Origin of the sequence: Amycolatopsis pithecellobii, assembly GCF_009707865.1 — a bacterium.
Taxonomy (GTDB): Bacteria; Actinomycetota; Actinomycetes; order Mycobacteriales; family Pseudonocardiaceae; genus Amycolatopsis_E; species Amycolatopsis_E pithecellobii.
In genome coordinates this window covers 1-21346 of the sequence record NZ_WMBA01000072.1, presented here as the reverse complement: position 1 = coordinate 21346, position 21346 = coordinate 1, and the positions used below count along the sequence as shown (strand labels likewise).

Genomic DNA, 21346 nt, shown 5'->3' with positions numbered 1-21346 from the left:
TCAACCGCCCTTGGTGAAGGTGCTGCCCTGGTCCTGTTGCGTGCTGCCCTGCCATTGGAAGGTGTCCAGGATCTGACTGGTGTCGTGGAAGACGAACGTCCACGGGCCGGCGTAGGTGTTGTCGTGCCATTGGTTGTGCTGGCCGGTGGTGACGGCCTCCTGCACGATGGCGCCCTTGTACGGCGACCAGTCCGGGTAGGTGCCGAAGTTCGACAGCAACGCCATCCGGGTGCAGGTCACCGAACAACCGATCGCGGGGGGATTGACCTCGAACCGGTTGTCGTGGATGTCGACGTTCTGTGTCTTCCACCGGCAGTCGCCGAACAGCGGATCGGTCATGATCCCCGGCCGGGCGCATTTCGCCGGGTCGGGCTGCACGAGCGTGCAGACACCGGACGAGGTGTTCGCGGGACTGTTGCAGAACCGGTCGGCGTTCTCCCACAGGGTGATCCCGGACCAGTTGTCCTGCAACACATTGCCCTGGATGTCGAGCTTCGCCGTTCGGGCCGGGACGCGCGGTTCCCCGCCGGATTCGGAGATGTAGATCGTCGCGAGCGGGAAATTGTCACCACGGTCGGCGTACTTGCGGCCGTCCACCCAGTTGTTCCGGCGGATCGTGTTGTTCCGGATCGTCGCGTTGTAGCTGGTCTCGTAGTCGATCGCGGCGCCGTCGTTGCCCTCGATGAGGTTGCCCTCGATGAGGAAGTCGTTGTTGTTGGTATCGCCCCAGAGACCGACGCCGCGGTTGTCGTGCACCCAGTTGCCGCGCACGTCCGCGCCGTTGACGGCCCAGAACTTCACGCCGCCGCTGCAGCCGCAGCCTTCGATCTTGGTCTCCCAGTCGCCGGTGTTGTTACCGGTGATCTCGTTGCCTTCGACCACGAGACCGGTGATCGTACCGTCGCCTTTGTACGCATTCAGGCCGTACTGCCCGTTGTCGCGCAAGCAGTTTCCACGCACCTGCTGCTTGGCGCCTGCCATCAGCGCGGCGCCGTCGTTGTGCTGCAACGTGTTGTGCTCGAGGATCCAGCCGTCGCCGGAGTCGTGGTTGACCACACCCTCGTCCTGCGGGGCGGCGAAGTTCTGCACGGTCAGATGCTCGATGCGCACGCCTCCGGCGTGCCCGGTGAAGGCGTACTGGTTGACGTGCTGGCCGTCGAGCGTCGCGCCGGGCGCACCGAGGTAGGCGTCGCCGTCCTTCGGCACCACCTGGTCGTAGTTGCCGTTGCCGAGCCGGTGCGTGCCGGATGCGAGCCAGAACGTGGTACCCGCGGGACTCGCCTTCGTTTTCGCCACCAGGTCGCCGACCACGTTCGGATCCACGGTCACCGCGCCGGCCGGTGCGGTCGCGGGACCCGCGGGTTCCCGGTCGCACACCGCGGCCGCCGATCCGGCGAACGCCGCCGGGGAGGGGGCGGGTCTGTCCTCAGTGGACGACGAACTGCACGCGGTCAGTACCAGCAGGCCCAACAGCAACCAGCAGAACTTCACGATGTGGGGACCTCCTCGCGGTCGAAACGGAGCACAGTGGACAGAACCCGTGCGGATCCGGTGCCGACCAGTGTCGCGGCGGGCTCCTTGCGCCCGAACCCCGGCGAATACCAGCCCAGCACCGGTTTTTCCGAGCCACGGTGCACCGACCAGTCCAGTTCGGCCGGAAGCTCGAGCACCGCGGAACCGCCGTCCCAGCTCAGCCGTGCCGTGCTGCCATCCAGCTCGACCGACACCGCGGGGCCGAGATGGAAGGCGAGGCGGGTGCGATGTCGCCGCGAGCTGACCACCTCGTCGGAGATCTGCAGTTCGCCGTCGGCGAGCTGCACCCAGCGACGGTGCACGGCAGGGGCGTACCCGTCGTGCTCGGCGGACCAGCTTTCCGGGCCCTGGGTGAGGACACGAGTGCGTGCCTGCCGCGTCCACATGAACGGGCCGCCGGAGGTGGACTGGTCGCGGTCGTCGAGTTGCACCGTGTTGTGCCCGAGCGTGGAACGGAAGTAGGAACGCCACTCGGGTTCGCCGTGATAACAGAACGTGCCGGGGTCGGCGAGGATGTCGACCCCGTTGTGCCGAACCTCGACCGAGAGCGCATCGGCGTGCGCGTGTGCGGCGATCGAGAGGAACCCGTGCGGCCCGCCGTCACACCGGCACCAGATTTCCTTGTCCCGCAAGATGGTCAGCCCGGCGTCGGCGAAGTGGTCCTGCCGTTGCGGCGGGCGGGGCGTGGTCAGTTCAGGTCTTTCGGCCAGCGCGGCGAACAGCGTGGTCCGGACGTCGGCGCGTGGCACCTTCGGCCACCAGTCGAGGCGGCCGAAGAGCGCATCACCGGTGGACAGCAGCGAAGCCCAGCGGTCCACGCCTTCGCCGTCCACGACCAGCCCGATCCCGTCATCGGCGTCGCCCTGCCGCGGCGGCCGGAGCTTGTCGTCCACAATGGACGAGAGCGCGTCGGTCATGCGCAGCAGAACCAGCCAGGTCGATTCGGGTACCGGGGTGCCCGCGGCCTGGGCTTCGAGTGCGGCTGTGAGGCCGAGTTCCAGGACGAGCCCGTGGTACTCCGTCGCCAGTTCACGGTTGAGACCGGACTCGAAAGTGTTGCGTGCCAAGTGTTCGTCGAGTGACGACACTGCTTGGGTGCGCCACAGCGTCGATTCCGGGAACCACGGGAACGCGCAGGATGCGGCGAGCTGACCCGCGGACTCGGCGATGACGTGGTTGTTCGCCGAAGATCCCCGGCTGGGGAACGCGGCGAGCCAGCGCTGATGGTGCCAGATCTGGTGCAGCGCCTCGGGATTGTCTTCGAACAGGCCCGGCGCGCCCACCCAGCCGTCGAGGAGGCGGCGGGTCCACACCCACGACAGCAGCCGGATGCCGAGCTCGATCCCGCTGACCCAGTGCACCCCGCGCAGCGGCGGATTGGCCGACCACCAGGACTTCAGGTGATCGGCGACCCGCTCGGCGTAGCGGTCCTCACCGGTGAGCGCGTAGGCGGCGGCGAGCACGGTGAGGTGCTGGTGCCGCGACGGTTCCCAGATCTGCTTGATGTCACCGACCGAGTCCTCGCTGCGGTACGGGATGTCGAAGGAGTACACATCGGACGGTGCGCGCCGCCCGGTTTTCGGGTCGAACGACCAGTCCGGTCCCGCCATGTCGTCGCGCTGGACACCGAAATACTCGGCACGCCCGTCGAGGAGCCGGTCGGCCTTCGCGATCACCGCGGCTGCCGCGTCGGGCGGCACCGTCCGGAACACGTTCGACGGCAAGGGGGTGGGAAAATCGCGCTGGGCAAGCCAAGCCGCTTCACTCGGCATCGCCGCGATGCGGCGCCACCGCCGCTTGCGCACGACATCGACGACCCGGCCACGGATCTCCGGGCCGCCCATGCGCCGAAGCCGCCGTACATACCAGCCGGGACCCATCATGACGGCACCTCGATTCGAACCGGAACGCCCGTGGCGAGGCTGGTTTGCGTCGCCAGCGTGGCCAGCGTGGTCGAGACCAATGAGTGCAGCGGGATCGGCATCGGACCACCGGAGGCGACCGCCTCGACGAACGCGTCGAGCTCCGCCTGCTGCCCCTTGTCGCGCCCCTTGGGAATGCGCGGGCCCGACCACTTCTTGCGGGAGAACACCGATGCCCGCAGGAAATCGTCGAACTTGAGCACCTTGCCGTCGCCGAGCAGGTCGATCGTCTCCTTCTGGAACCCGGTCGAACCGCTGGTGACGTAAGAGATCGTGGCGGTCGAGCCGTCCGGGTAGCGCAGGAAGATCTGCTGGTCCGTGGTGCCGCAGGCGTAGACGGCGATCGGCTCGGACTCCAGCAGCCAGCTGACCGTGTCGATGAAATGCCCGCCCTCGCCGGCGAAGCGGGTGCCTTCGGTGTCAGCCTGGTTGTACCAGCTGCTGGATTCCAGCTGCCCGGCGTTGACCAGATACCGCACGGACGCGGGACCGACGCGCCTGCCGAACTGCGCCTTCGCCTCGTGCAGCAGCGGCGCGAAGCGGCGGTTGAACCCGACCTGCAGCCGGTCGTTGCCGGATTCCTCAATCGCCGCAAGGATCTTGCCGACCTCGGCTTCGGTGAGCGCGAGCGGTTTCTCGACGAACACAGCCTTTCCGGCGAGCAGCGCGCGGCGGGTCAGCTCGGCGTGCGAGCTGTGCCGCGTCACCACGAACACCGCGTCGATCGCATCGTCCTCGAGTACCGCGTCGACATCCGTGCTCGCGTCGACGAAACCGAACTTCCGGCGCGCGTTGGCGCCGGACAGCGCGGAGGTGGTGGCGACACGGGTCAGCTCCACATCGTCCCGTTCGGACAGATGCGGCAGCAACATCGAGGACGCGTAGTTGCCCGCGCCGATGAACCCGACCCGGATGCGGCCCAGCGGATGTGCCGTGCGGGCCGGAGCGGGCACCGGCGTGGCGGCCACGACGGGTTGAGAGACCTCGGGCACCGCGTCGGGATACCGGAACAAAACCGCGACCGCCTTGAGTTCGCCGGCGTTGAGCCGCTGGTAGGTTTCGACCGCCGTCGAGAAATCCGCGACGTGGGAGATCAGCGGTTCCACATTGACGCGTCCGCGCGCGGCGAGATCGAGGAAGCATTCGATGTTGCGCCGTTCGGTCCAGCGCACGTAACCGATGGGGTAGTCGCGGCCTTCGAGCTCGTACGACGGGTCGTACCGGCCGGGGCCGTACGAGCGGGAGAAGCGGACGTCCAATTCCTTTTCGTAGTAGGCATTCCACGGCAGGTCGAGCCGGCTCTTGCCGATGTCGATCACGCGCCCGCGGTCGCGGGACAGCCGCGCGGCCAGCTCCACCGGCTCGTTCGTGTTGCCGCCCGCCGCGAGATAAACCTGGTCCACGCCGTGTCCGCTGGTCAGCTCGGCGACCGCGGCATCGACGAGCTCGGAGCCCGGCGCGCCGCACACCACGGCACCGAGCTTTTCCGCCAGCTCACACCGGCCTGGGTCCGGATCGACGCCGAGCACGCGCACCCCGGACGCGGTCAGCAGCTGCACGACGAGTTGCCCGATCAGGCCCAGCCCGATCACCAATGCGATATCGCCCAGCTGCGGCTCACCGCGCCGAACTCCTTGCAGCGCAATGGAGCCGACCGTGCCGAATGACGCGTGTCGCGGGTCGAGCCCGGCAGGCACCCGCGCATACAGGTTCTTGGGCACCCAGTTCAGTTCCGAGTGCAGTGCGTGCTCGTTGCCGGCGCACGCGACGAGGTCACCGACCGCGACGTCGGCGGCTTCCCCGCTGCCCACTTCTTCCACGACCCCGACGAGCGAATATCCCAGCGGGGTATAGGAATCCAGCTTGTTCATCACCTTGCGATAGGTCGCGGTGACGCCGTTCGTCGCGACGCTCTGCATGACCTTCGCCACCTGGTCCGGGCGGGAGCGGGCCTTGCCGACCATCGACATGCTCGCTTCGGAGACCTTCATCATCTCGGTCCCGGTCGAGATCAGCGAAAAAGCCGTTCGCACCAGGACTCCGCCGGGTTTGCACGCCGGTGCCGGGACGTCGAGGAGCGCCAGCTCCCCGCTCTTGTAGTTCTGCACTACCTGCTTCACGACGCTCCTTGAGACGTTGCACTCCGGTACCAGTATTCGAGAGTCAAGATGTGCCAAAGGTGTTTCGACCGGTCCTGTTGCCCGGAGGCGTCCTCGTCGACGAGGCGGCGCAGCGCGTCCTGCCGCAGGAAACCGGAGCGCACGAGGACACCGTCGTTGACGACTTCCCTCATCAACGGCGCCAGGTCCCGGCTCATCCACGCCCGCAACGGCGCGCTGAACAGGCCCTTCGGCCGGTACACGATCTCCCGCGGCAGGATCGCCGTCGCGGCTTCTTTCAGCGCCGCTTTCCCTTGCCGTTTCACGATTTTCCGGTTCCCGGGGATCGCGAATGCCGCCTTGACGACCTCGACGTCCACGAACGGCACGCGTACCTCGGTGGACGCGGCCATGCTGGAGCGGTCGGTGTAGGCGAGGTTGAGGCCGGGCAGGAACAGTCGCGCGTCCGCGAGGCACATGCGGTTGACGAAGTCGGTCAGCCGGTTGTCGTGGTAGGTGTTGGCGTGCTCGGTCAGCACGTCGTCCACCACGGGCGCGAGATCCGGATTGAGCAAGCCGGCCAGCTCGGCCTGGTCGTACATCGTGTAGCTGCGCCGGAAAGCGGTTTCTTCGGGCAGCTCGGCGAAGGACAGGAAGCGCTTGGCGAACCGGACCGTCCGGTACCCGCGCTTCGCCGACGCCACCGGCAACCGGTCCACAATGGACTCGACAGGACGGCGCACCGCGCCGGGAACCCGCTGGTACCGCAACGCCAAGAGGTTCGCCAGATGCTTGCGGTATCCGGCGAACAGCTCGTCCGCGCCCATCCCCGACAGCATCACCTTCACCCCGGCCTCGCGGGCCGCGCTGCAGATGAGGAAGGTGTTGATCGCGGCGGGATCACCGATCGGCTCGTCCAGGTGGTAGGTCATCCGCGGCAGCAGATCGAGCACCTGCGGCGCGATCTCGATCTCGTGCAGGTCCACCCCGAACTGTGCGGCGACCTGCCGTGCGTAACGCAGATCGTCCGGCATCGCCTCGAACTTCGCGTCCTCGGCCCGGAAACCGATGGTGTACGCCGAAATCCCCGGCTGATGCTTCGCCGCGAGCGCGGTCAGGTAGCTCGAGTCGAGCCCACCGGACAGGAAAGTCGCGACCGGAACGTCGGCGAGCAGGTGCTTGCGTGTGGACTCCTCGATGACCGCGCCCAGATCGGGAAACGGCGCCTCGGCGGCCTCCGCGGCGATGTCCTGAATGGACCAGTACCGGCCCTGGTCGATCCGGCCGTCGCGGCGCACCCGCAGCCATGAACCCGGCGGCAGTTTCTCGGCCTCGCGGAACGCGCAGCGGGCGTCCGGCACCCAGTAGTACAGCAGCGACGCGATCATCGCGGCGTCATCGACGTGCAACGATCCGCCCAGCTCGTTGGCAAGCGCTTTCAGCTCGGACGCGAAGACCAGGCCACCGCCCCGCCGGACGAGAAACAGCGGTTTGATGCCCAGCTGATCGCGGGCCAGTACCAGGTCGCCGGTGCGCTCGTCGAACACCGCGAACGCGAACATGCCGCGCAGCCGCGGCAGGCAGTCGGTGCCCCAGCGGCGCCAGGCTTCCAGCAGCACCTCGGTGTCCGACGTGCCGCGAAACCGCACCCCCGCCGACACCAGCTCTGCCCGCAGTTCCGGCGCGTTGTACAGCTCACCGTTGTACGTCAGCGCGAGACCGTCGGAAACCATGGGCTGCGCCCCGGTTTCCGAAAGGTCGATAATGGACAGACGGCGGTGTCCCAAGTGGACATCGCCGAAGTCGTACCGGCCTTCCCCGTCCGGGCCACGGTGGGCGAGTGTCTTGGTCAGCCGGTCGGTCAGCGGGCCGCCGTCCGGCCACCGGACGGCGCCTGCGATTCCGCACATCGTCAGTCCTCCTGCGAGCCGACCGGGGCGAACCGTCTGGTCGGCAGTTCACCGTTCTTCGTGCCGTTGGTGTGCACCGAAACCGGTGGGAGTTTCCTGGTCTCGTCCGATCTCCGCGGCGGGGCGACCCGGCCGCGTACCGCGGTGTGCAGGTTGTCCCACAGCGTGCCGTCCGTGCTGTCTTTCGGATCCGGATCGACGAGCACGACGCCGATCACGGTGATGTCGCAGTCCGCCAGCTGTCGCGCCACCGTGTGCAGCCATGCGGTGTTCGCGTATCCGGTGCGCACCACGAGCACCGTTTCGCGCCCGAGGTGCGTCAGATCAGTCCAGGCCGTACCGGGCCGCACCGAACCGACGCCGAGCCGTAGTTCGCCGGGTTGTACCGGGCCCAGCAGCGCGCCGCTGTCGGTGATCCGGATTTTGTCCGCGCTGCCCATGGCGGCCAGTTCCTGGTTCGGGAGATCGTCGATGACGACGACCGCCGTGGTGTCCGCGAGCTCGCCTGCGATGTCGAGCGCGAGCCGTGCGGTGACCCTGGGCGCACCGAGTTCCAGCAACGACACCGAACCCGCGTCCTCGCGGACGATCCGGACCAGCGTCGCGGCGAGGCGTTTCCTTGCCGCGGCTGGTTTCCCGCGCCAGAACCGGCGGCGTGGCAGCTGTGCGATGACCGAGGCGCCGAGGTTCGCCGCGACTTCGCGGCGCAGTACCGGCCGGTCCCGCACGATGGCCGTCACCGCGGCCAGCGCGAGTCCGATCACGAATCCCAGCACCAGCCCGATTCCGCCGTCCGTCGCGGCCGTTTTCAGCAGTGAGTGCGGCAAAACCTGTGGCGCGTCCACGATCTGCGTGCCCGCGGCGATCTGCGGGGAACCGATCCCGGCCTGCTGCGCTTGGGAGTTGAAGTCGGAGATCTTCGAGGTCAGGTCCGCACGCTGGCTGTAGAGGGTCTCCAGCGTCGTCGCGTTCGCCTTGCCGCCCTTCGCGGTTTCGGTCGCGATCTGCGTGTCGACCTGGTTCAGCTGGGCCTGGGCCTGATTGCGCTGATTGACAAGGGCCTGCGACTCCGCGTCGGCCGCGGCTTGGTTGCGCTGCACGTGATCGGCGATGAACGCGTCGCCGAGTGCCTTCGCCTTCGCGGTCGCGTCGGCGGCGCTCGTGCCCTGGACGCTGATCTGCATGACATTGTTCGTCAGCCCGAGGCCCTGGTACTTCTTCATGAAGTCGTCGGCGGATTCGGTGCTGTGCAAGGATTTCAGTGCCGCGTCGGCGATCTTGGTGGTGCCCAGCACGGCGATGTCGGTGCGCATCAACGTCCCCGAGTCGGTCGGGGAGTCGTCCGCGTGGATCACCAGCAGCTTGGTGACGGCGGTCGGCGGCGCGGGCATGACGACGGCGACCGCGAGACCTCCGAGCAGGCCGATGAGTGCGGCCGCGAGCCACATCCGGCGCTTGCGGCGGACCGCGACGACGAGCCGCTGGAGATCGACCAGGGGCGGAGAAGTGGTTGGGGTACTCACGCTGAACCTGCCATCACATCGTGGTCGCTGCCGACCTCGGGCTGTTCGGGCGAAGTGGGGCGGACTGGCTGCGTCAGGACGACACCGAGCACCTCGTGACCGGCGTCTGCGCACGCCTCCGCGATGCCGACGAGCTCCCACGCCGTTCTGCTGCCGACGGTGAGCACGACGAGAACTCCCGCCACGTGCAGGTCTTCCGGCACTGTCGGCCGGTCTGGGACAACCTCGGCGACACGCAACGGAGTGCGTTTTCCTGCCGCCGCGGCGAGCTGGGTCACCGCCCGGTGCGCCGGTGCGTCACCCTCGGGAACGAGCGTGAGCACCGGCCTGGTGGTGTTGAGCCGATTCAGCACCCGGCGGTAACGCGCGTCCCGGTTCAGCTCATCGGCGGAGATGCTCAGCTCCGGCAGATCCCATGGCTGGTCGGCGCGCACCAGCCGCCGCAGCGCCGCGACAAAGCCTTGGCGCGCCTCGGGTTTCTGCTCAGGAATGTCCACTGTGCCCAGTACCGTCGAGCTCAGTGCCGCACCGATCTCCGATTCACCGCGCAGCCGCTTGTCCGCCCGCGCCGCGAACAGATGTCCGAGCACGCCGAGCAACAGGAACAGTGCCGCACCACCCGCGGTCAGCTGGGTCATCGTGGGCGCGGCCGCACTCGTCGGCCGCTCGGCCGGACCCAGCACCGCCATGTTCGCCGAACTTGTCGCGGCGTCGGCCTGGTTCAGGTTGTTCATCGCCTGCTCCAGCGAAGTCCGCAGACCTTCGAGCTGAGTGCGGACCTGCACGCTTTCCACCGTCAGGTTGCTGCCGGTCTGCTGCCCCAGCTCGCTGATCCGCTGCACCGCGACCGCGACCTGCTGGCGCAGTGCTTCGCGCTGCTCCTGGGCGATCTGCGCGGCCGCGTCGGTCGAACCGCTGATGAGCTGGGTGGAGTAGCGGACAAACTCGGCGGCCACCTTGTCCGCGAGCTGCTGCGCGTGCTCCGGGGTGTCGGCGGCCGCGCTGATGGTCACGACATTTCCGTTGGCGACCGACGAGGTCACCTTGTCTTTCAGCTCGGCACCCGTGGTCTGCCAGCTCAACCCCGCGGCGGCTCGGTCGAGGACCACCGAACTGGTCGCGACCTGCGCCTCGGTGAGCAGTTCGTCGGCTTGCCGCGGGCCCTGCAACAACACGCTGGAGGTGGTCCGGTAACCGGGGGAGAGCAGCAGGGAGGCGCCCGCCCCGACGAGTCCCCCCACCACGGCGAGCACGATGAGTAACCGCCACCGCCGGCGCACGAGCCGCCCGACGGCGGACAGGCGCACTGTTTCGTCACTCAACGCGGATCTCCCCTCCAAAGAAATGCGTTGCCCCCGGCGAAGCTGGGCTTCCACCAACCTCGTCGCCACGATTCCCGCGTTGGTTACAGATCCACCCGCGTCTTGTTCAAAACGCGATCGTTGGTTATCGACCGGCTCCGGAGCCAGGTGGAACCAAACTGTCATATGCGGCAAGCAATGCCTTCGCGGACTCACGCCAGGCGAGCGGACCTGCCACCCTCGCCTGCCCGATTTTGCCCATCCTGGCCCGTTCTTCGGGGTCATCGAGCAATTTTGCGATCAGCCCGGCGAACGCGGACTCGTCGTTCGCCGGCGCGTAGACGGCGGCCTCCCCCGCGGACACCCGTGCCTCCTTGAGCTCGAAGGACACGATCGGTTTGGCCATTGCCATGTATTCCATGACCTTGTTCATGGTTGACACATCGTTGAGCGGGTTACGCGGATCCGGTGACAGGCAGACATCGGAACTGGACAGATAGCGCACGAGGTCTTCATCGGGAATACGTCCGGTGAATTCCACCTGGTCACGCAGGCCCAGTTTTCCAGCGAGTGTGACCATTTCGTCGAAAGTGTCCCCGGCGCCGACGAACACCGCATGCCAGTCGCTCCGCTGCTCCCGCAGCAGCGCCAGCGACCGCAGCGCGTAGTCGACGCCGTCCTGCGGGCCCATCACGCCGAGGTAGCAGAGCAGGAACGGCTTGCCCTGCTTGAGTTCCGGTTCGGGCGGCACCTGCCGGAACCGTTCCACCGCGGGCGCGCTGCGCACCACGTACACGTCCTCCGGACGCTTGCCACCACGACTGATCGCGACGTCCCGGTAGCTTTCGTTCGTCGCGACGACCACGTCCGCGGTCCGGTAGGTCGCCCGCTCCATCGCGAGAACGCCGCGATACAACAGATCCTGACCGCGGTCGAACCGCGACAGGTACAACTCGGGGACCAGATCGTGCTGGTCGAAAAGGAACTTGGCGCCGCGGCGCTTGAGCATCCTGGCGACCAGGAACAGCAGGTCCGGCGGGTTGCAGGCATGCACGACATCGACAGGGCCGACCCGGCGGGCCAGCCGGAACGTGTGCCACAGCGCGGATCCGTACTCCTGGAGATACCCGATCGGCCCACCGGTCGCGGCCTTGAGCGGGTACCGGAGAATGTGCACCCCGTCGATGACGGCTTCCGGCTCGGTGTCCCTCTTTGTCCCTTGTGGACAGATGACGTGCACTTCCCAGCCCGCGTCGCGCAGCGTGGTGCATTCCTGCCAGACGCGCCGGTCAAAGGGCACCGAGAGGTTTTCGACGAGGACAAGCGCTTTACCAGGCAAGGCCAAAATATCCCTCTTCGGTCCGGCGCACGTCGGCGTCCGGAAGGCGGACGAGGTCGATCAGGATGTGCTCGCCCCCGTGCGGCAATGCGTCCACTACGGACGGATCTGTCGACCCGACGAGGCATACCTCGGCATGGTCGAGCACCTCTTCCACCGACCCGGCCAGCAGCTGACCCAGATGCGGCAGACGCGCTTCGATGTACTCGCGGTTGGCCCCCATCAGCCGGGACAGGCTCACGTTCGCGTCGAAGATGCGCAGGTCGTATCCCTTGCCCAGCAAGCGTTCCGCGAGCTCGACGAGCGGGCTCTCCCGCAGGTCGTCGGTGCCGGGCTTGAACGACAGTCCAAACAGGCCGATCTTGCGCTTCCCCGTGCGCGCCACCAGGTCGAACGCCCGGCGCAGGTGTTCGTCATTGGAGGGCAGGACATGCGCGAGGATCGGCACCGCGACGTCGGCGCGATGGGCGGCATAGACCAGGCCGCGCAGGTCCTTCGGCAGGCACGAACCGCCGAACGCGAACCCGGGCCGCAGGTAGGCGGGGCTGATGTTGAGCTTGCGGTCGGCGAGGAACACGTCCATCACGCGGTGCGAGTCCAGCCCGATGGCCCGGCAGATCGCGCCGAGTTCGTTGGCGAAGCCGATTTTCAAGCCATGGAAGGCATTGTCGGCGTACTTCGCCATCTCCGCGACCGGGATCTGCACGCGGAACACGTCACCGGGAAGGCCTTCGTAGAGCGCCGCGACCGCGTCACCGCTGGCCGCGTCGATCTCGCCGATGACGGTCTTCGGCGGCTCGAAGAAGTCCCGCACACTGGTGCCTTCGCGCAGGAACTCCGGGTTGACCGCGACGCCGAAATCGACACCCGCGGTCAGGCCGGAGGCCTTTTCCAGGATGGGCACCAGAAGTTCCAGGCAGGTGCCCGGCAACATGGTGCTGCGAAAGACGATGGTGTGCCGGTGGGTCTGTTCCTTGAGCGCTGCGCCGATCTGTTCGGTCACGCGTTCCAGGTAGGTGGTGGAAAGGCTGCCGTTGGGTTCCGACGGCGTGCCGACGCAGATCAGCGAGATTTCGCTGTGTGCGATGGCTTCCGCGACGTCTTCGGTGGCTCGCAACGCACCGCTGCGCACGACCTCTTCGGTCAGCTCACCGATCCGTTCCTCGACCACGGGGGCGCGCCCACTGCGCACCAGCCCGACCTTCACCGGGTTGACATCGACCCCAACGACCTCGTGGCCGCGGCTCGCGAGGCACGCGGCGGACACGCAACCGACATAGCCGAGCCCGAAGACACTGATCTTCATGAAAGAACTCCCGCCGCATCCGACTGCCCCAATGGTCGGATGCGGCGGGAGTGTCGTTACAGCCCAGCGGTTTCGTGAAAAAGTGCCTTGCTGCCGGGATGTTTAGAAATTGGCCGCCTCAGGGATGACGTCCTTCGCGAAGGACTCGAACGGCTTGAGATCGGGAACCGTTGGGCAGGCACCGATCGCGACGTCCACGCCCAGTCCCGCGAGGCGGCGCAGCTCCGCCAGTAGCTCCCCGCTCTTCTCGCCGTTCGGGCCAATATCCAGGACGGTGTATACGGTTTTGGTGATTTCGGCGTAATCGCGGCCCTCTTTTGCGCAATGGTCGCGCAGTACGTCGAGTTTGTGTTCCAGGTCAGGGCCGTTGAAGATGTTGCAGGCGTCGCCGTACTTCGCGACGAACCGCAGCGTCTTCTGCTCGCCGCCACCGCCGACCATGATCGGCAGGCGCGGTTTGGCCAGCACCTGCGGATGGTTCATCAGCCGTTCGGCTTGGATGTAGTCACCTTCGAACGGGCCGTCGTCGTCGGAAAACATCTGCTTGATGTAGCGCAGCGCCTCTTCGAGCATTTCGAACCGTTCCTTGGTGGACGGGAACGGGAAACCGAGCCCACGCGACTCCTCCTCGTTCCAGCCGGCGCCGATGCCGAGCACCGCACGCCCGCCGGAGAGCACGTCGAGCGTGGTGATCGCCTTGGCCAGCACACCGGGCTGCCGGTAGATCACGCCGGTGATCAGCGCGAGCAGCTTGGCCCGTTCGGTGTGCGCGGCCAGGTAGCCGAGCGTCGTGTAGGCCTCGAGCATGTCGTTCTCGGGCGGCCCGACGACCGAGATCTGGAAGAAATGGTCCATCACCGCGAGGTATTCGAACCCGGCTTCGTCCGCGGCACGCGCGACGTCGGCCAGTTCGGTACCCAGCTTGGCTGGACCATTGGGCCACGTGAAATTGGGGATCTGCAGTCCGAGTTTCATGAAACAACCTCCGCGACCGAACCTATACCCGGAGTCACTCCAGGGTCAGATTTCGTTGATGGCATAGAGCTGATCGTGCAGCGGGTCGGTGACGAACACGGTGCCGGTGCGCCCGCTGACGGCGATTCCACCCGGATTGATCCCCAGCGAAAGCTCGCCGGTGATCTTTCCCGCGGCACCGTCGATCTTCACGATCCCGTCGGGTCCGCCATTGGCGTAGACGGTGTGGCTCGGCTCGTGCACGGCGACCGACGACGCCTCGCTGCGGAGCAGGATCCGCGCGCGCTCCGTGTGTGAAGCACCGTCGATCACCGACAGGTGGTGAATTCCCGAATTGGCCACATACAGCGAGTTGCTCGGCTCGTGCAGCGCCAAACCCGCCGGCGCCCGGCCCACCGGAATGGACACCGTGAACTCACCCGACGACAGGTCGAGGACCTCGACCGTGCCTGCACCCACGTTCGTCAGGTAAGCGACGCCGCGCCCGCTGTCGACGCGGATGCCGCCGAACCCGTTGCCGGGTCCGTGCAGCACGTCGACGACCGCCCCGGCGACCGTGTCGATCACGGCGACCGAGCCAGTGGCCCCGCCGGCCGCATAAAGGCGGTTCTTCCCACGGTCGAGGTCGACGACGGCGGCGCCGGGGCCGCTCGCTATGACGGTGCGAATCCGGCCATAGGGATCGAGCACGGTGACGGTGCCCGCGGCCTCGCTTGCCACATACACCGAGCCGGTGCCCTCGTCGACCGCCAGATCGGTGGGCGGGCCGCCGATGGCGACGCGCGCGCTGCCGAGAATGGACAGGCTGGCGTCCCCGTTTCCGACGTAAAGGCACGAATTCACCGCCACCAGCGTCGGTTCCGGTCCGGCGGGAATAGTGGTGACACGGGGCGTGGCACTCGCAGGGGTAATCGCGATGGCGCCGGCACCCGCCATCAGAGTGAAAAGTGCACGCCTGCCGAACACCACGCCTCCCTTGTGAAACTCTAACCCCAAGCGCGGTGTGATGTCGGTCCTGACGAGCACGAGAACACCGTTACGGTGGAACTTTCGCCGACCGTCCACGCGTTCACTTGTCGGACGAAAGGAGGCGTAGCGGCAGTGCACAGGCATCAGAACGGATTGAAGACAGCGCTGTTGCTGGGCCTCCTGAGTGCGATCATCGTCGGGATCAGCTCGCTGTTCGGGCGCGCCGCGTTGTTCATCGGGTTGCTGCTGGCGCTGGGCATGAATGTCTACGCCTACTTCAATTCGGACAAGCTCGCGCTGCGAGCCATGCGGGCGCGGCCGGTTTCGGAGGCCGAGCAGCCCGCGATGTACCGGATCGTGCGTGAGCTCGCGACGTCGGCCCGTCAGCCGATGCCGAGCCTGTTCATCAGCCCGACGGCGGCGCCGAACGCGTTTGCGACCGGCCGCAACCCGCGCCACGCGGCAGTGTGCTGCACGACGGGGATCCTCGACCTGCTCAACGAACGCGAGCTGCGTGCCGTGCTGGGGCATGAGTTGTCGCATGTGTACAACCGGGACATTTTGATTTCCTGCGTGGCCGGTGCGCTGGCCAGCATGGTGAGCGTGCTGGCGAACCTGGCGATGTTCGCCGGGGTGTTCGGCGGCGGTGATCGCGAGGAAGGCAACCCGCTGGTCTCGCTGTTGTTGATCCTGGTGGGCCCGATCGCGGCCGCGGTGATCCGGCTGGCGGTGAGCCGCTCGCGGGAGTACCAGGCCGACGCGTCGGGTGCCCAGTTGACGGGGGATCCGCTGGGCCTGGCCTCAGCGCTGAAGAAACTGGAAGTCGGCACCTTGCGCGCCCCGCTCGTCCCGGAGCCGCGGCTGGTGTCGCAGTCGCACCTGATGATCGCCAACCCGTTCCGGCCCGGCGAGTCGTTCTCCCGCCTGTTCTCGACCCACCCCCCGATCGCCGACCGCATCGCACGCCTGGAGGAAATGGCCCGCCGGCCTTACTGAGGTGGGCCGTGGTGTCGCGTCGCCGAGCCCCGGTGTTCGCGCTTGGGGAGCGGCACTCGCGCGCCGAATCGGCCCTCAGCGCCCGACAGTTCCGGCACACGCCGTGCGAATCCGGCGCTCAGGGCGCCTGTGCTTTGGCGCGCAGGTGCGCCGAATCCGGCACTCGCGCCGCGGTGTTCGAAGTCCGCGCCCGCCGCGTCGGGTAGCTGCGCCACCGATCCTGGCGTTGGCGCCCGACAGTCTCGGCACCCGTCCCGAGACTCCGCCGCTCAGCTCCGGGCGAAGCCGGGACTCGCGCCGCCGAGGCCCGCCGGCCCTACTGACCTCCGCCCGCGGCGTGCGCCACCGCGATCACGTAGTCCCCGTAACCCGACTTCGACAGTTTCCGCCCCAGCGCGAGGCACTGGTCGGCGTCGATGAAACCCATACGCAGCGCGACTTCCTCGAGGCACGCGATGCGCACGCCGGTCCGGTGCTCCAGTACCTGCACGAACTGCGCGGCCTCCAGCAGCGAATCGTGCGTTCCCGTGTCCAGCCACGCGAAGCCACGCCCGAGATCGACCAGTTTCGCGCGTCCCCGCCGCAAGTAGGTCAGGTTGATGTCGGTGATCTCCAGCTCGCCCCGCGCCGACGGTTTCAGCGCGCGGGCGATCCGGACGACCTCGTTGTCGTAGAAATACAGCCCGGTGATGGCCTTGCTCGACTTGGGTTGCGCCGGTTTCTCCTCGATCGTGATCAGCCGCCCGGTCTCGTCGGTCTGGCCGACACCGTAGCGCTGCGGGTCCTTCACGTGATACCCGAACAGCACGCAACCGTCCAAAGTGGACACCTCTTGTCGCATGAGGCCGGAGAAGCCTTGCCCGTAGAAGATGTTGTCCCCGAGGACGAGCGCTACGTCGTCGTCGCCGATGAAGTCCGCGCCGATCACGAACGCCTCGGCGAGCCCGTTGGGCGCGGCCTGTTCCGCGTAGCTCAACCGCAGCCCGAACTGGTCCCCGTTACCCAGCAGGCGCCGGAAGTTCGGCAGGTCCTCGGGCGTAGAGATGATCAGGATCTCGCGGATGCCGGCGAGCATGAGCACCGAGATCGGGTAGTAGATCATCGGCTTGTCGTAAACCGGCAGGAGCTGCTTGGACACCGCCTGGGTGATCGGGTGCAGGCGCGTACCACTGCCGCCGGCCAGCACGATGCCCTTCATCGGGTTCCTCTCGTCGGGTTCACCTTCCGGAGAGCCAGGGTAGTGGCTTGCGGTGGGGAATAGGCCCGAGTGAAGCCACGTTGGCCCGATCATGCGCGTTGACATCTGGTCGGATGTGGTCTGCCCGTGGTGCTACATCGGTAAGCGGCGGTTCGAACACGCCCTCGCCGGCTTCGATCGGCGGGACGAGGTCGAGGTCGTCTACCGCTCGTTCGAGCTCAATCCCGATATGCCCCGTGGCGAGGTCAGCCCCAAGGCACAGCTGCTGGTGGCGAAGTTCGGCAAGACCGAAGCCGAGGTCCGCGAGATCGACGCGCAAATGGAGCAGCTCGCCGCCCGGGACGGGCTCGAGTACAACCTCTCCGACGGCATCGTCGGCAACACCTTCGACGCGCATCGGGTGTTGCACCTCGCCAAGGAGCGTGGGTTACAGCAGGCGGCCACCGAGCAGTTCTTCAAGGCGTACTTCACCGAAAAGCGCTCCTTGTTCGACGCGGAGTCCCTGGCGGATGTCGCCGTCGCGGCGGGTCTGGCGCGTGACGAGGTGCTCACCGTGCTCAAGGAAGGCACGTACGCCGACGAAGTCCAAGAGGACATCGCGCGGGCCCGTGCCCTCGGCGCGAACGGGGTGCCGTTCTTCGTGCTGGACAACCGTTACGGCGTGTCGGGCGCCCAGCCGACGGAGACCTTCACGGCGGCCTTGACGAAGGCTTTCCAGGCCTAGGCCTGGAAAGACAGTATCAGCAGCGTGCCGATGTGGCCGTTCTCGATCCGCCCAGCCGTCCCGGAATACGTCCGTGCACCCCGGCGGAGCGGGTGTCTTGTTTTCAAAACCCCGGCGTCGTCCACGATCAGTACACCGCCCGGCAGGCCCAGATGCTCGACGACATAGTCCCGCACCCTGTCGATGTCCCAATCCACCCGGCACCGCAACCGCTGCACCCGTACGGTGACACCTCGCCCACCTGCTCCGCCGGCCGTTCTTCCGCTCCACCCCCGCGACCAGGCCCGACACACACCCGAGCCCAACCCCGCGGCACCCACCGCACGAACCGACCTGCTACCCCTTCATGCACCCGATCCATCACGACAACGACCACCACTGCGACGATCTGCCACACGCCACCCAACTGCCGTTGCAGACTTGTCGACTCAGGTGCCATCGCGAACGCCAGTCAGGCATCCCTGCCTTCTTCCTTGGGTTGTCCCGGGCCAGTCGTAGGGTTCGGGGACCCGGGGGTGCCGGGTGTGGCTTTCAGGCATCTGCTGTTGGTGTGGCTTCCTTCGATTGGCCGCCCGGTACCCCTCGACGACTCGGCCGCTGATTGAAAATTGCGACTCGATCGCTGCGTAGGGATAGGTCGGCGAGGTCGTCTGTGGGACAACATGCTGGTGCGAGTCGGGAGATGCGGGTGGAACGTGCGTGGGCCGGGGTGGATATCGGCAAGGGACACCATCACGTCGTGGTGATCGACGCCGAGGGCACCCGGATGCTGTCGCGCCGGGTGAACAACGATGAGACGGTGTTGCTGGAGCTGATCGGACAGGTCACGGCGCTGGCCGACGAGGTGCGCTGGGCTGTCGATGTCAGCACCGGTGGCGCCGCATTGTTGCCGGCGCTGCTGGTCGCCCACGGCCAGCAGGTGTTCTACCTGTCCGGAAGCCAGGTCAATCGTGCTGCTGGCGGTTACCGGGGCGAGGGCAAGACCGACGCGAAAGACGCCGCGATCATCGCCGACCAAGTCCGCATGCGCCGGGACCTGACCCCGCTGCGCGTCGATAACGAGCTCATTGTGGAACTGCGGATGCTCATCGCCCGCCGCCGGGACCTCGCCGGTGACCGCGTCCGCCTGGTCAACCGGCTGCACGAGCAACTGTTGGGCATCAGCCCCGCCCTGGAACGCTTCCTGGACCTGACCAACCGCGGGCCGCTGGTCTTGCTCACCCACGTCCAGACCCCGGCTGCCCTCCGCCAACTCGGCGCGGCTGGACTCGAAGAATGGCTGCGCACGCAGAAGGTTCGCAACGCCACCACGCTGGCCGCCACTGTCGCGACAGCTGCGGGCTCCCAGCAGACCACCCTTCCCGGTGAGCGGTTGGCCGCGCAGCTCGTCGCGGACATGGCCAAGGGGGTGATCGCCCTCGATGAGCAACTCAAACACACCGACAAGCCCATCGAGGGCCGGTTTCGCCGCCACCGGCACGCCACCGTCCTGCTGAGCATGCCCGGCATAGGGACACTGCTCGGCGCGGAGTTCCTGGCCGCCACCGGCGGCGACTTGACCGCGTTCGCCTCCGCCGACCATCTGGCCGGCTACGCCGACCTGGCCCCAGCACCCCGCGATTCCGGCCGGATCAGCGGCAACCTGCACCGTCCCCGCCGTTACCACCGCGGCCTGCAACGCGCCCTCTACACCTCGGCCCTGGTCAGCATCCGCTACCACGACGCATCGCGAATCTTCTATGACCGCAAGAGATCCGAGGGTAAACGCCACACCCAAACCGTCCTCGCCCTGGCACGCCGACGTGTCAACGTCGTGTGGGCACTGCTGCGCGACCAGCGGTGCTTCGAGCCAGCACCGCCACAAGCTACCGCTGCCTGACGTAATCACCTTGACAACCTCATTGAAAATCGAGCGCTGGCACGCACGTTACGACGAGACCTACCCAAAAGGCGGCCGTGTCCCTATTCAGCAGTCGGCCGATGCCACCGTGGACGGTGACACCAAGCCCGGATCATGGACTCGATTGGGGCATCAGTGATGCCGAACCTAGCGACCACAACTCCTTGATCAGGAAACACGAAAAGGTAACGAGGGTGTACCGACTTCATCGTGCGCGCCAGCGGCAAGGCAACCGCCACGGTCGAACGCCCGGCCGGCAACCGGCCCGGCCGGATCTGGATTTCCGTACTGGCTTAGCTGACAAATGATGCTGTCGTCGACTTCGTGACGTACTCGATCGAACCTGGAAGCACCGTCCACACACCGACGAGAGTCAGACGAGCTGGTGCGCAATGTTCCCACCGGCGGAGGGCGGGTCTGCGTCAAGCCACCGAAGCAATTCCACAGGGATCTCCCGCGCGCGCCACCATACCGGGCAGCTCGTGCCCGACCTGCTCGGCAAGCCACACCGAGCTTGACCGCAGCGCGTCGAGGTCGACTCCGGTGTCGTAACCCATGCCTTCCAGGAGGTATACCAGATCCTCGGTCGCGATGTTGCCCGTCGCGCCCGGCGCGAACGGGCAGCCGCCCAAACCGCCGACCGACGCGTCCAGCACGGTCGCACCGGCCTCGACGGCGGCCAGAGCATTCGCATATCCGGTGTTGCGAGTGTTGTGGAAATGGCAGCCGATGACGCGCCCAGGCGAAGCGAGTGTGCCGACGAGCCGGCGAACCTGGCGCGGCACGCCGGTGCCGATGGAATCGGCGAGGATGAGCTCATCCGGCCCGGCCGCCAGCACTTCCTCCGCGATGGCCAGCACGGATTCGGCCGCCACCGCCCCTTCGAACGGACAACCGAACGAGACCGCCAGGCTGATCGTGCACCGGATGCCGTCCCGACGCGCGCGCTCCACCAAGCGGAGGCCGAGTTCCAGAGCTGCGGGTACAGTCGTGCCTTGATTCCGCTCGGCGAAGGCATTGGTTACCGGCAGTCCATAGCGGATCTCATCGATGCCGGCATCGAGAGCGCGGTGGTAACCACGTTCGTTCAACACCAGGGCGGCCCACTGGACGTCCACCGTGCGGTCAATCGATCGCAATACCGCCTCAGCGCCTGCCATCGCGGGAACACGGTTGTCGCGAACGAAACTGACCGCTTCCACCCGCCTCAGGCCTGCGGCTGCCAGCCTGTCGCACAGCTCGGCTCGTACTGACGGCTCCAGCACTCGGCGCTCGTTCTGCAGTCCGTCGCGCGGCCCGACGTCACACACCGACACTCTTCCGAGCACGTGCACACTCCTCACCAGTTCTGATGCACTGGATGAAATACCCGGTTCACTGAACGATACTGTGCACGTATACTCGGGTCAATGCCGCCGCAGGTCGCCGCGGCGGAACTGGACCTCTGGATCGCAGCTCGACACGTTGACATTGTCATGCCACCGCCAACCCGGAAACGACACGAGCCGAAGACCGACCCAGACATCATTGGAGTATTGATGTTTCGCAGCGCGACCGGAGTCGTCGAGGCCTGTAGTGTGCTGTTCGTGCCGGCGTATCGCCCGGAATTGTTCGAGAAAGCTTACCGCAGTGGCGTCGATGCGATAGTCAT

The 21346-nt window shown here is 66.9% G+C and carries 17 protein-coding genes; 4 read left to right on the top strand and 13 right to left on the bottom strand.

Annotation, left to right across the window (positions count from 1 at the left end; genetic code table 11):
• The 10 genes from GKO32_RS32170 to GKO32_RS32125 all read right to left on the bottom strand — a co-directional run bounded on the left by GKO32_RS32170 (position 1) and on the right by GKO32_RS32125 (position 14874).
• Positions 1-1491: a right-handed parallel beta-helix repeat-containing protein gene (locus GKO32_RS32170; RefSeq protein WP_312868926.1), complete on the bottom strand. Its 1491-nt coding sequence runs from the start codon at positions 1489-1491 to the stop codon at positions 1-3.
• Positions 1488-3413, bottom strand: coding sequence for a heparinase II/III family protein (locus tag GKO32_RS32165; protein ID WP_154760688.1), 1926 nt, complete (start codon positions 3411-3413; stop codon positions 1488-1490). Before GKO32_RS32165 ends, GKO32_RS32170 begins: the two co-directional genes overlap by 4 nt.
• Positions 3413-5575 (bottom strand): bi-domain-containing oxidoreductase, encoded by a 2163-nt coding sequence (locus GKO32_RS32160; RefSeq protein WP_312868925.1) that lies wholly within the window; start codon positions 5573-5575, stop codon positions 3413-3415. The genes GKO32_RS32165 and GKO32_RS32160 overlap by 1 nt, the downstream gene beginning before the upstream one ends.
• Complete coding sequence (asnB, locus tag GKO32_RS32155) at positions 5572-7464, bottom strand: asparagine synthase (glutamine-hydrolyzing) (protein WP_154760671.1); 1893 nt, start codon at positions 7462-7464, stop codon at positions 5572-5574. The genes GKO32_RS32160 and asnB overlap by 4 nt, the downstream gene beginning before the upstream one ends.
• 2 nt (positions 7465-7466) lie before the next feature.
• Positions 7467-8987 carry a Wzz/FepE/Etk N-terminal domain-containing protein gene (locus tag GKO32_RS32150; protein ID WP_312868924.1) on the bottom strand — a complete coding sequence of 507 codons (1521 nt, stop codon included), beginning with the start codon at positions 8985-8987 and terminating at the stop codon, positions 7467-7469.
• The gene (locus GKO32_RS32145; protein WP_154760670.1) at positions 8984-10309 is read right to left on the bottom strand and encodes a GumC domain-containing protein; all 1326 of its coding nucleotides are present in this window, start codon (positions 10307-10309) and stop codon (positions 8984-8986) included. Before GKO32_RS32145 ends, GKO32_RS32150 begins: the two co-directional genes overlap by 4 nt.
• Positions 10310-10433: 124 nt before the next feature.
• Positions 10434-11627, bottom strand: a complete 1194-nt coding sequence (locus GKO32_RS32140) for a glycosyltransferase family 4 protein (protein WP_154760669.1) — start codon at positions 11625-11627, stop codon at positions 10434-10436.
• Positions 11617-12933: a nucleotide sugar dehydrogenase gene (locus GKO32_RS32135; RefSeq protein ID WP_154760668.1), complete on the bottom strand. Its 1317-nt coding sequence runs from the start codon at positions 12931-12933 to the stop codon at positions 11617-11619. Before GKO32_RS32135 ends, GKO32_RS32140 begins: the two co-directional genes overlap by 11 nt.
• Positions 12934-13035: 102 nt before the next feature.
• Complete coding sequence (locus GKO32_RS32130; RefSeq protein ID WP_154760667.1) at positions 13036-13908, bottom strand: LLM class F420-dependent oxidoreductase; 873 nt, start codon at positions 13906-13908, stop codon at positions 13036-13038.
• 45 nt (positions 13909-13953) lie between these two features.
• Positions 13954-14874 (bottom strand): YncE family protein, encoded by a 921-nt coding sequence (locus GKO32_RS32125; protein ID WP_312868922.1) that lies wholly within the window; start codon positions 14872-14874, stop codon positions 13954-13956.
• 135 nt (positions 14875-15009) lie between these two features.
• On the opposite strand from GKO32_RS32125, the gene htpX reads away from it, so the two are divergent.
• Positions 15010-15873, top strand: coding sequence for a zinc metalloprotease HtpX (htpX, locus tag GKO32_RS32120; RefSeq protein ID WP_312868921.1), 864 nt, complete (start codon positions 15010-15012; stop codon positions 15871-15873).
• Between the two features lie 316 nt (positions 15874-16189).
• Here the strand turns inward: htpX and rfbA are convergent, their stop codons facing one another.
• Positions 16190-17071: a glucose-1-phosphate thymidylyltransferase RfbA gene (gene rfbA, locus GKO32_RS32115; protein WP_154760666.1), complete on the bottom strand. Its 882-nt coding sequence runs from the start codon at positions 17069-17071 to the stop codon at positions 16190-16192.
• A gap of 91 nt (positions 17072-17162) precedes the next feature.
• On the opposite strand from rfbA, the gene GKO32_RS32110 reads away from it, so the two are divergent.
• On the top strand, positions 17163-17795 hold the full coding sequence (locus GKO32_RS32110; protein ID WP_154760665.1) for a DsbA family oxidoreductase: 633 nt from the start codon (positions 17163-17165) through the stop codon (positions 17793-17795).
• Here GKO32_RS32110 and GKO32_RS32105 read toward each other — a convergent pair.
• A complete protein-coding gene (locus tag GKO32_RS32105) occupies positions 17792-18013 on the bottom strand; it encodes a hypothetical protein (protein ID WP_154760664.1) in 222 nt (73 codons plus the stop codon). The genes GKO32_RS32110 and GKO32_RS32105 overlap by 4 nt on opposite strands.
• A 464-nt stretch (positions 18014-18477) precedes the next feature.
• Here GKO32_RS32105 and GKO32_RS32100 point away from each other — a divergent pair, with 464 nt between their 5' ends.
• Positions 18478-19674, top strand: coding sequence for an IS110 family RNA-guided transposase (locus GKO32_RS32100; protein WP_154760663.1), 1197 nt, complete (start codon positions 18478-18480; stop codon positions 19672-19674).
• 443 nt (positions 19675-20117) lie between these two features.
• On the opposite strand, the gene GKO32_RS32095 is transcribed toward GKO32_RS32100, so the two are convergent.
• Positions 20118-21023 (bottom strand): hydroxymethylglutaryl-CoA lyase, encoded by a 906-nt coding sequence (locus GKO32_RS32095; RefSeq protein WP_312868920.1) that lies wholly within the window; start codon positions 21021-21023, stop codon positions 20118-20120.
• A gap of 81 nt (positions 21024-21104) precedes the next feature.
• On the opposite strand from GKO32_RS32095, the gene GKO32_RS32090 reads away from it, so the two are divergent.
• The coding region (locus GKO32_RS32090) for a hypothetical protein (protein WP_208024612.1) at positions 21105-21346 on the top strand (242 nt) is incomplete at its 3' end.

What these genes read in the sequence shown, in the direction of transcription:
- GKO32_RS32165 (WP_154760688.1), bottom strand. Translation starts at nt 3,413, where the DNA reads ATGGGTCCCGGCTGGTATGTACGGCGGCTTCGGCGCATGGGCGGCCCG.
- asnB (WP_154760671.1), bottom strand. Translation starts at nt 7,464, where the DNA reads ATGTGCGGAATCGCAGGCGCCGTCCGGTGGCCGGACGGCGGCCCGCTG.
- GKO32_RS32135 (WP_154760668.1), bottom strand. Translation starts at nt 12,933, where the DNA reads ATGAAGATCAGTGTCTTCGGGCTCGGCTATGTCGGTTGCGTGTCCGCC.
- GKO32_RS32130 (WP_154760667.1), bottom strand. Translation starts at nt 13,908, where the DNA reads ATGAAACTCGGACTGCAGATCCCCAATTTCACGTGGCCCAATGGTCCA.
- rfbA (WP_154760666.1), bottom strand. Translation starts at nt 17,071, where the DNA reads ATGAAGGGCATCGTGCTGGCCGGCGGCAGTGGTACGCGCCTGCACCCG.
- GKO32_RS32110 (WP_154760665.1), top strand. Translation starts at nt 17,163, where the DNA reads ATGCGCGTTGACATCTGGTCGGATGTGGTCTGCCCGTGGTGCTACATC.
- GKO32_RS32100 (WP_154760663.1), top strand. Translation starts at nt 18,478, where the DNA reads ATGCGGGTGGAACGTGCGTGGGCCGGGGTGGATATCGGCAAGGGACAC.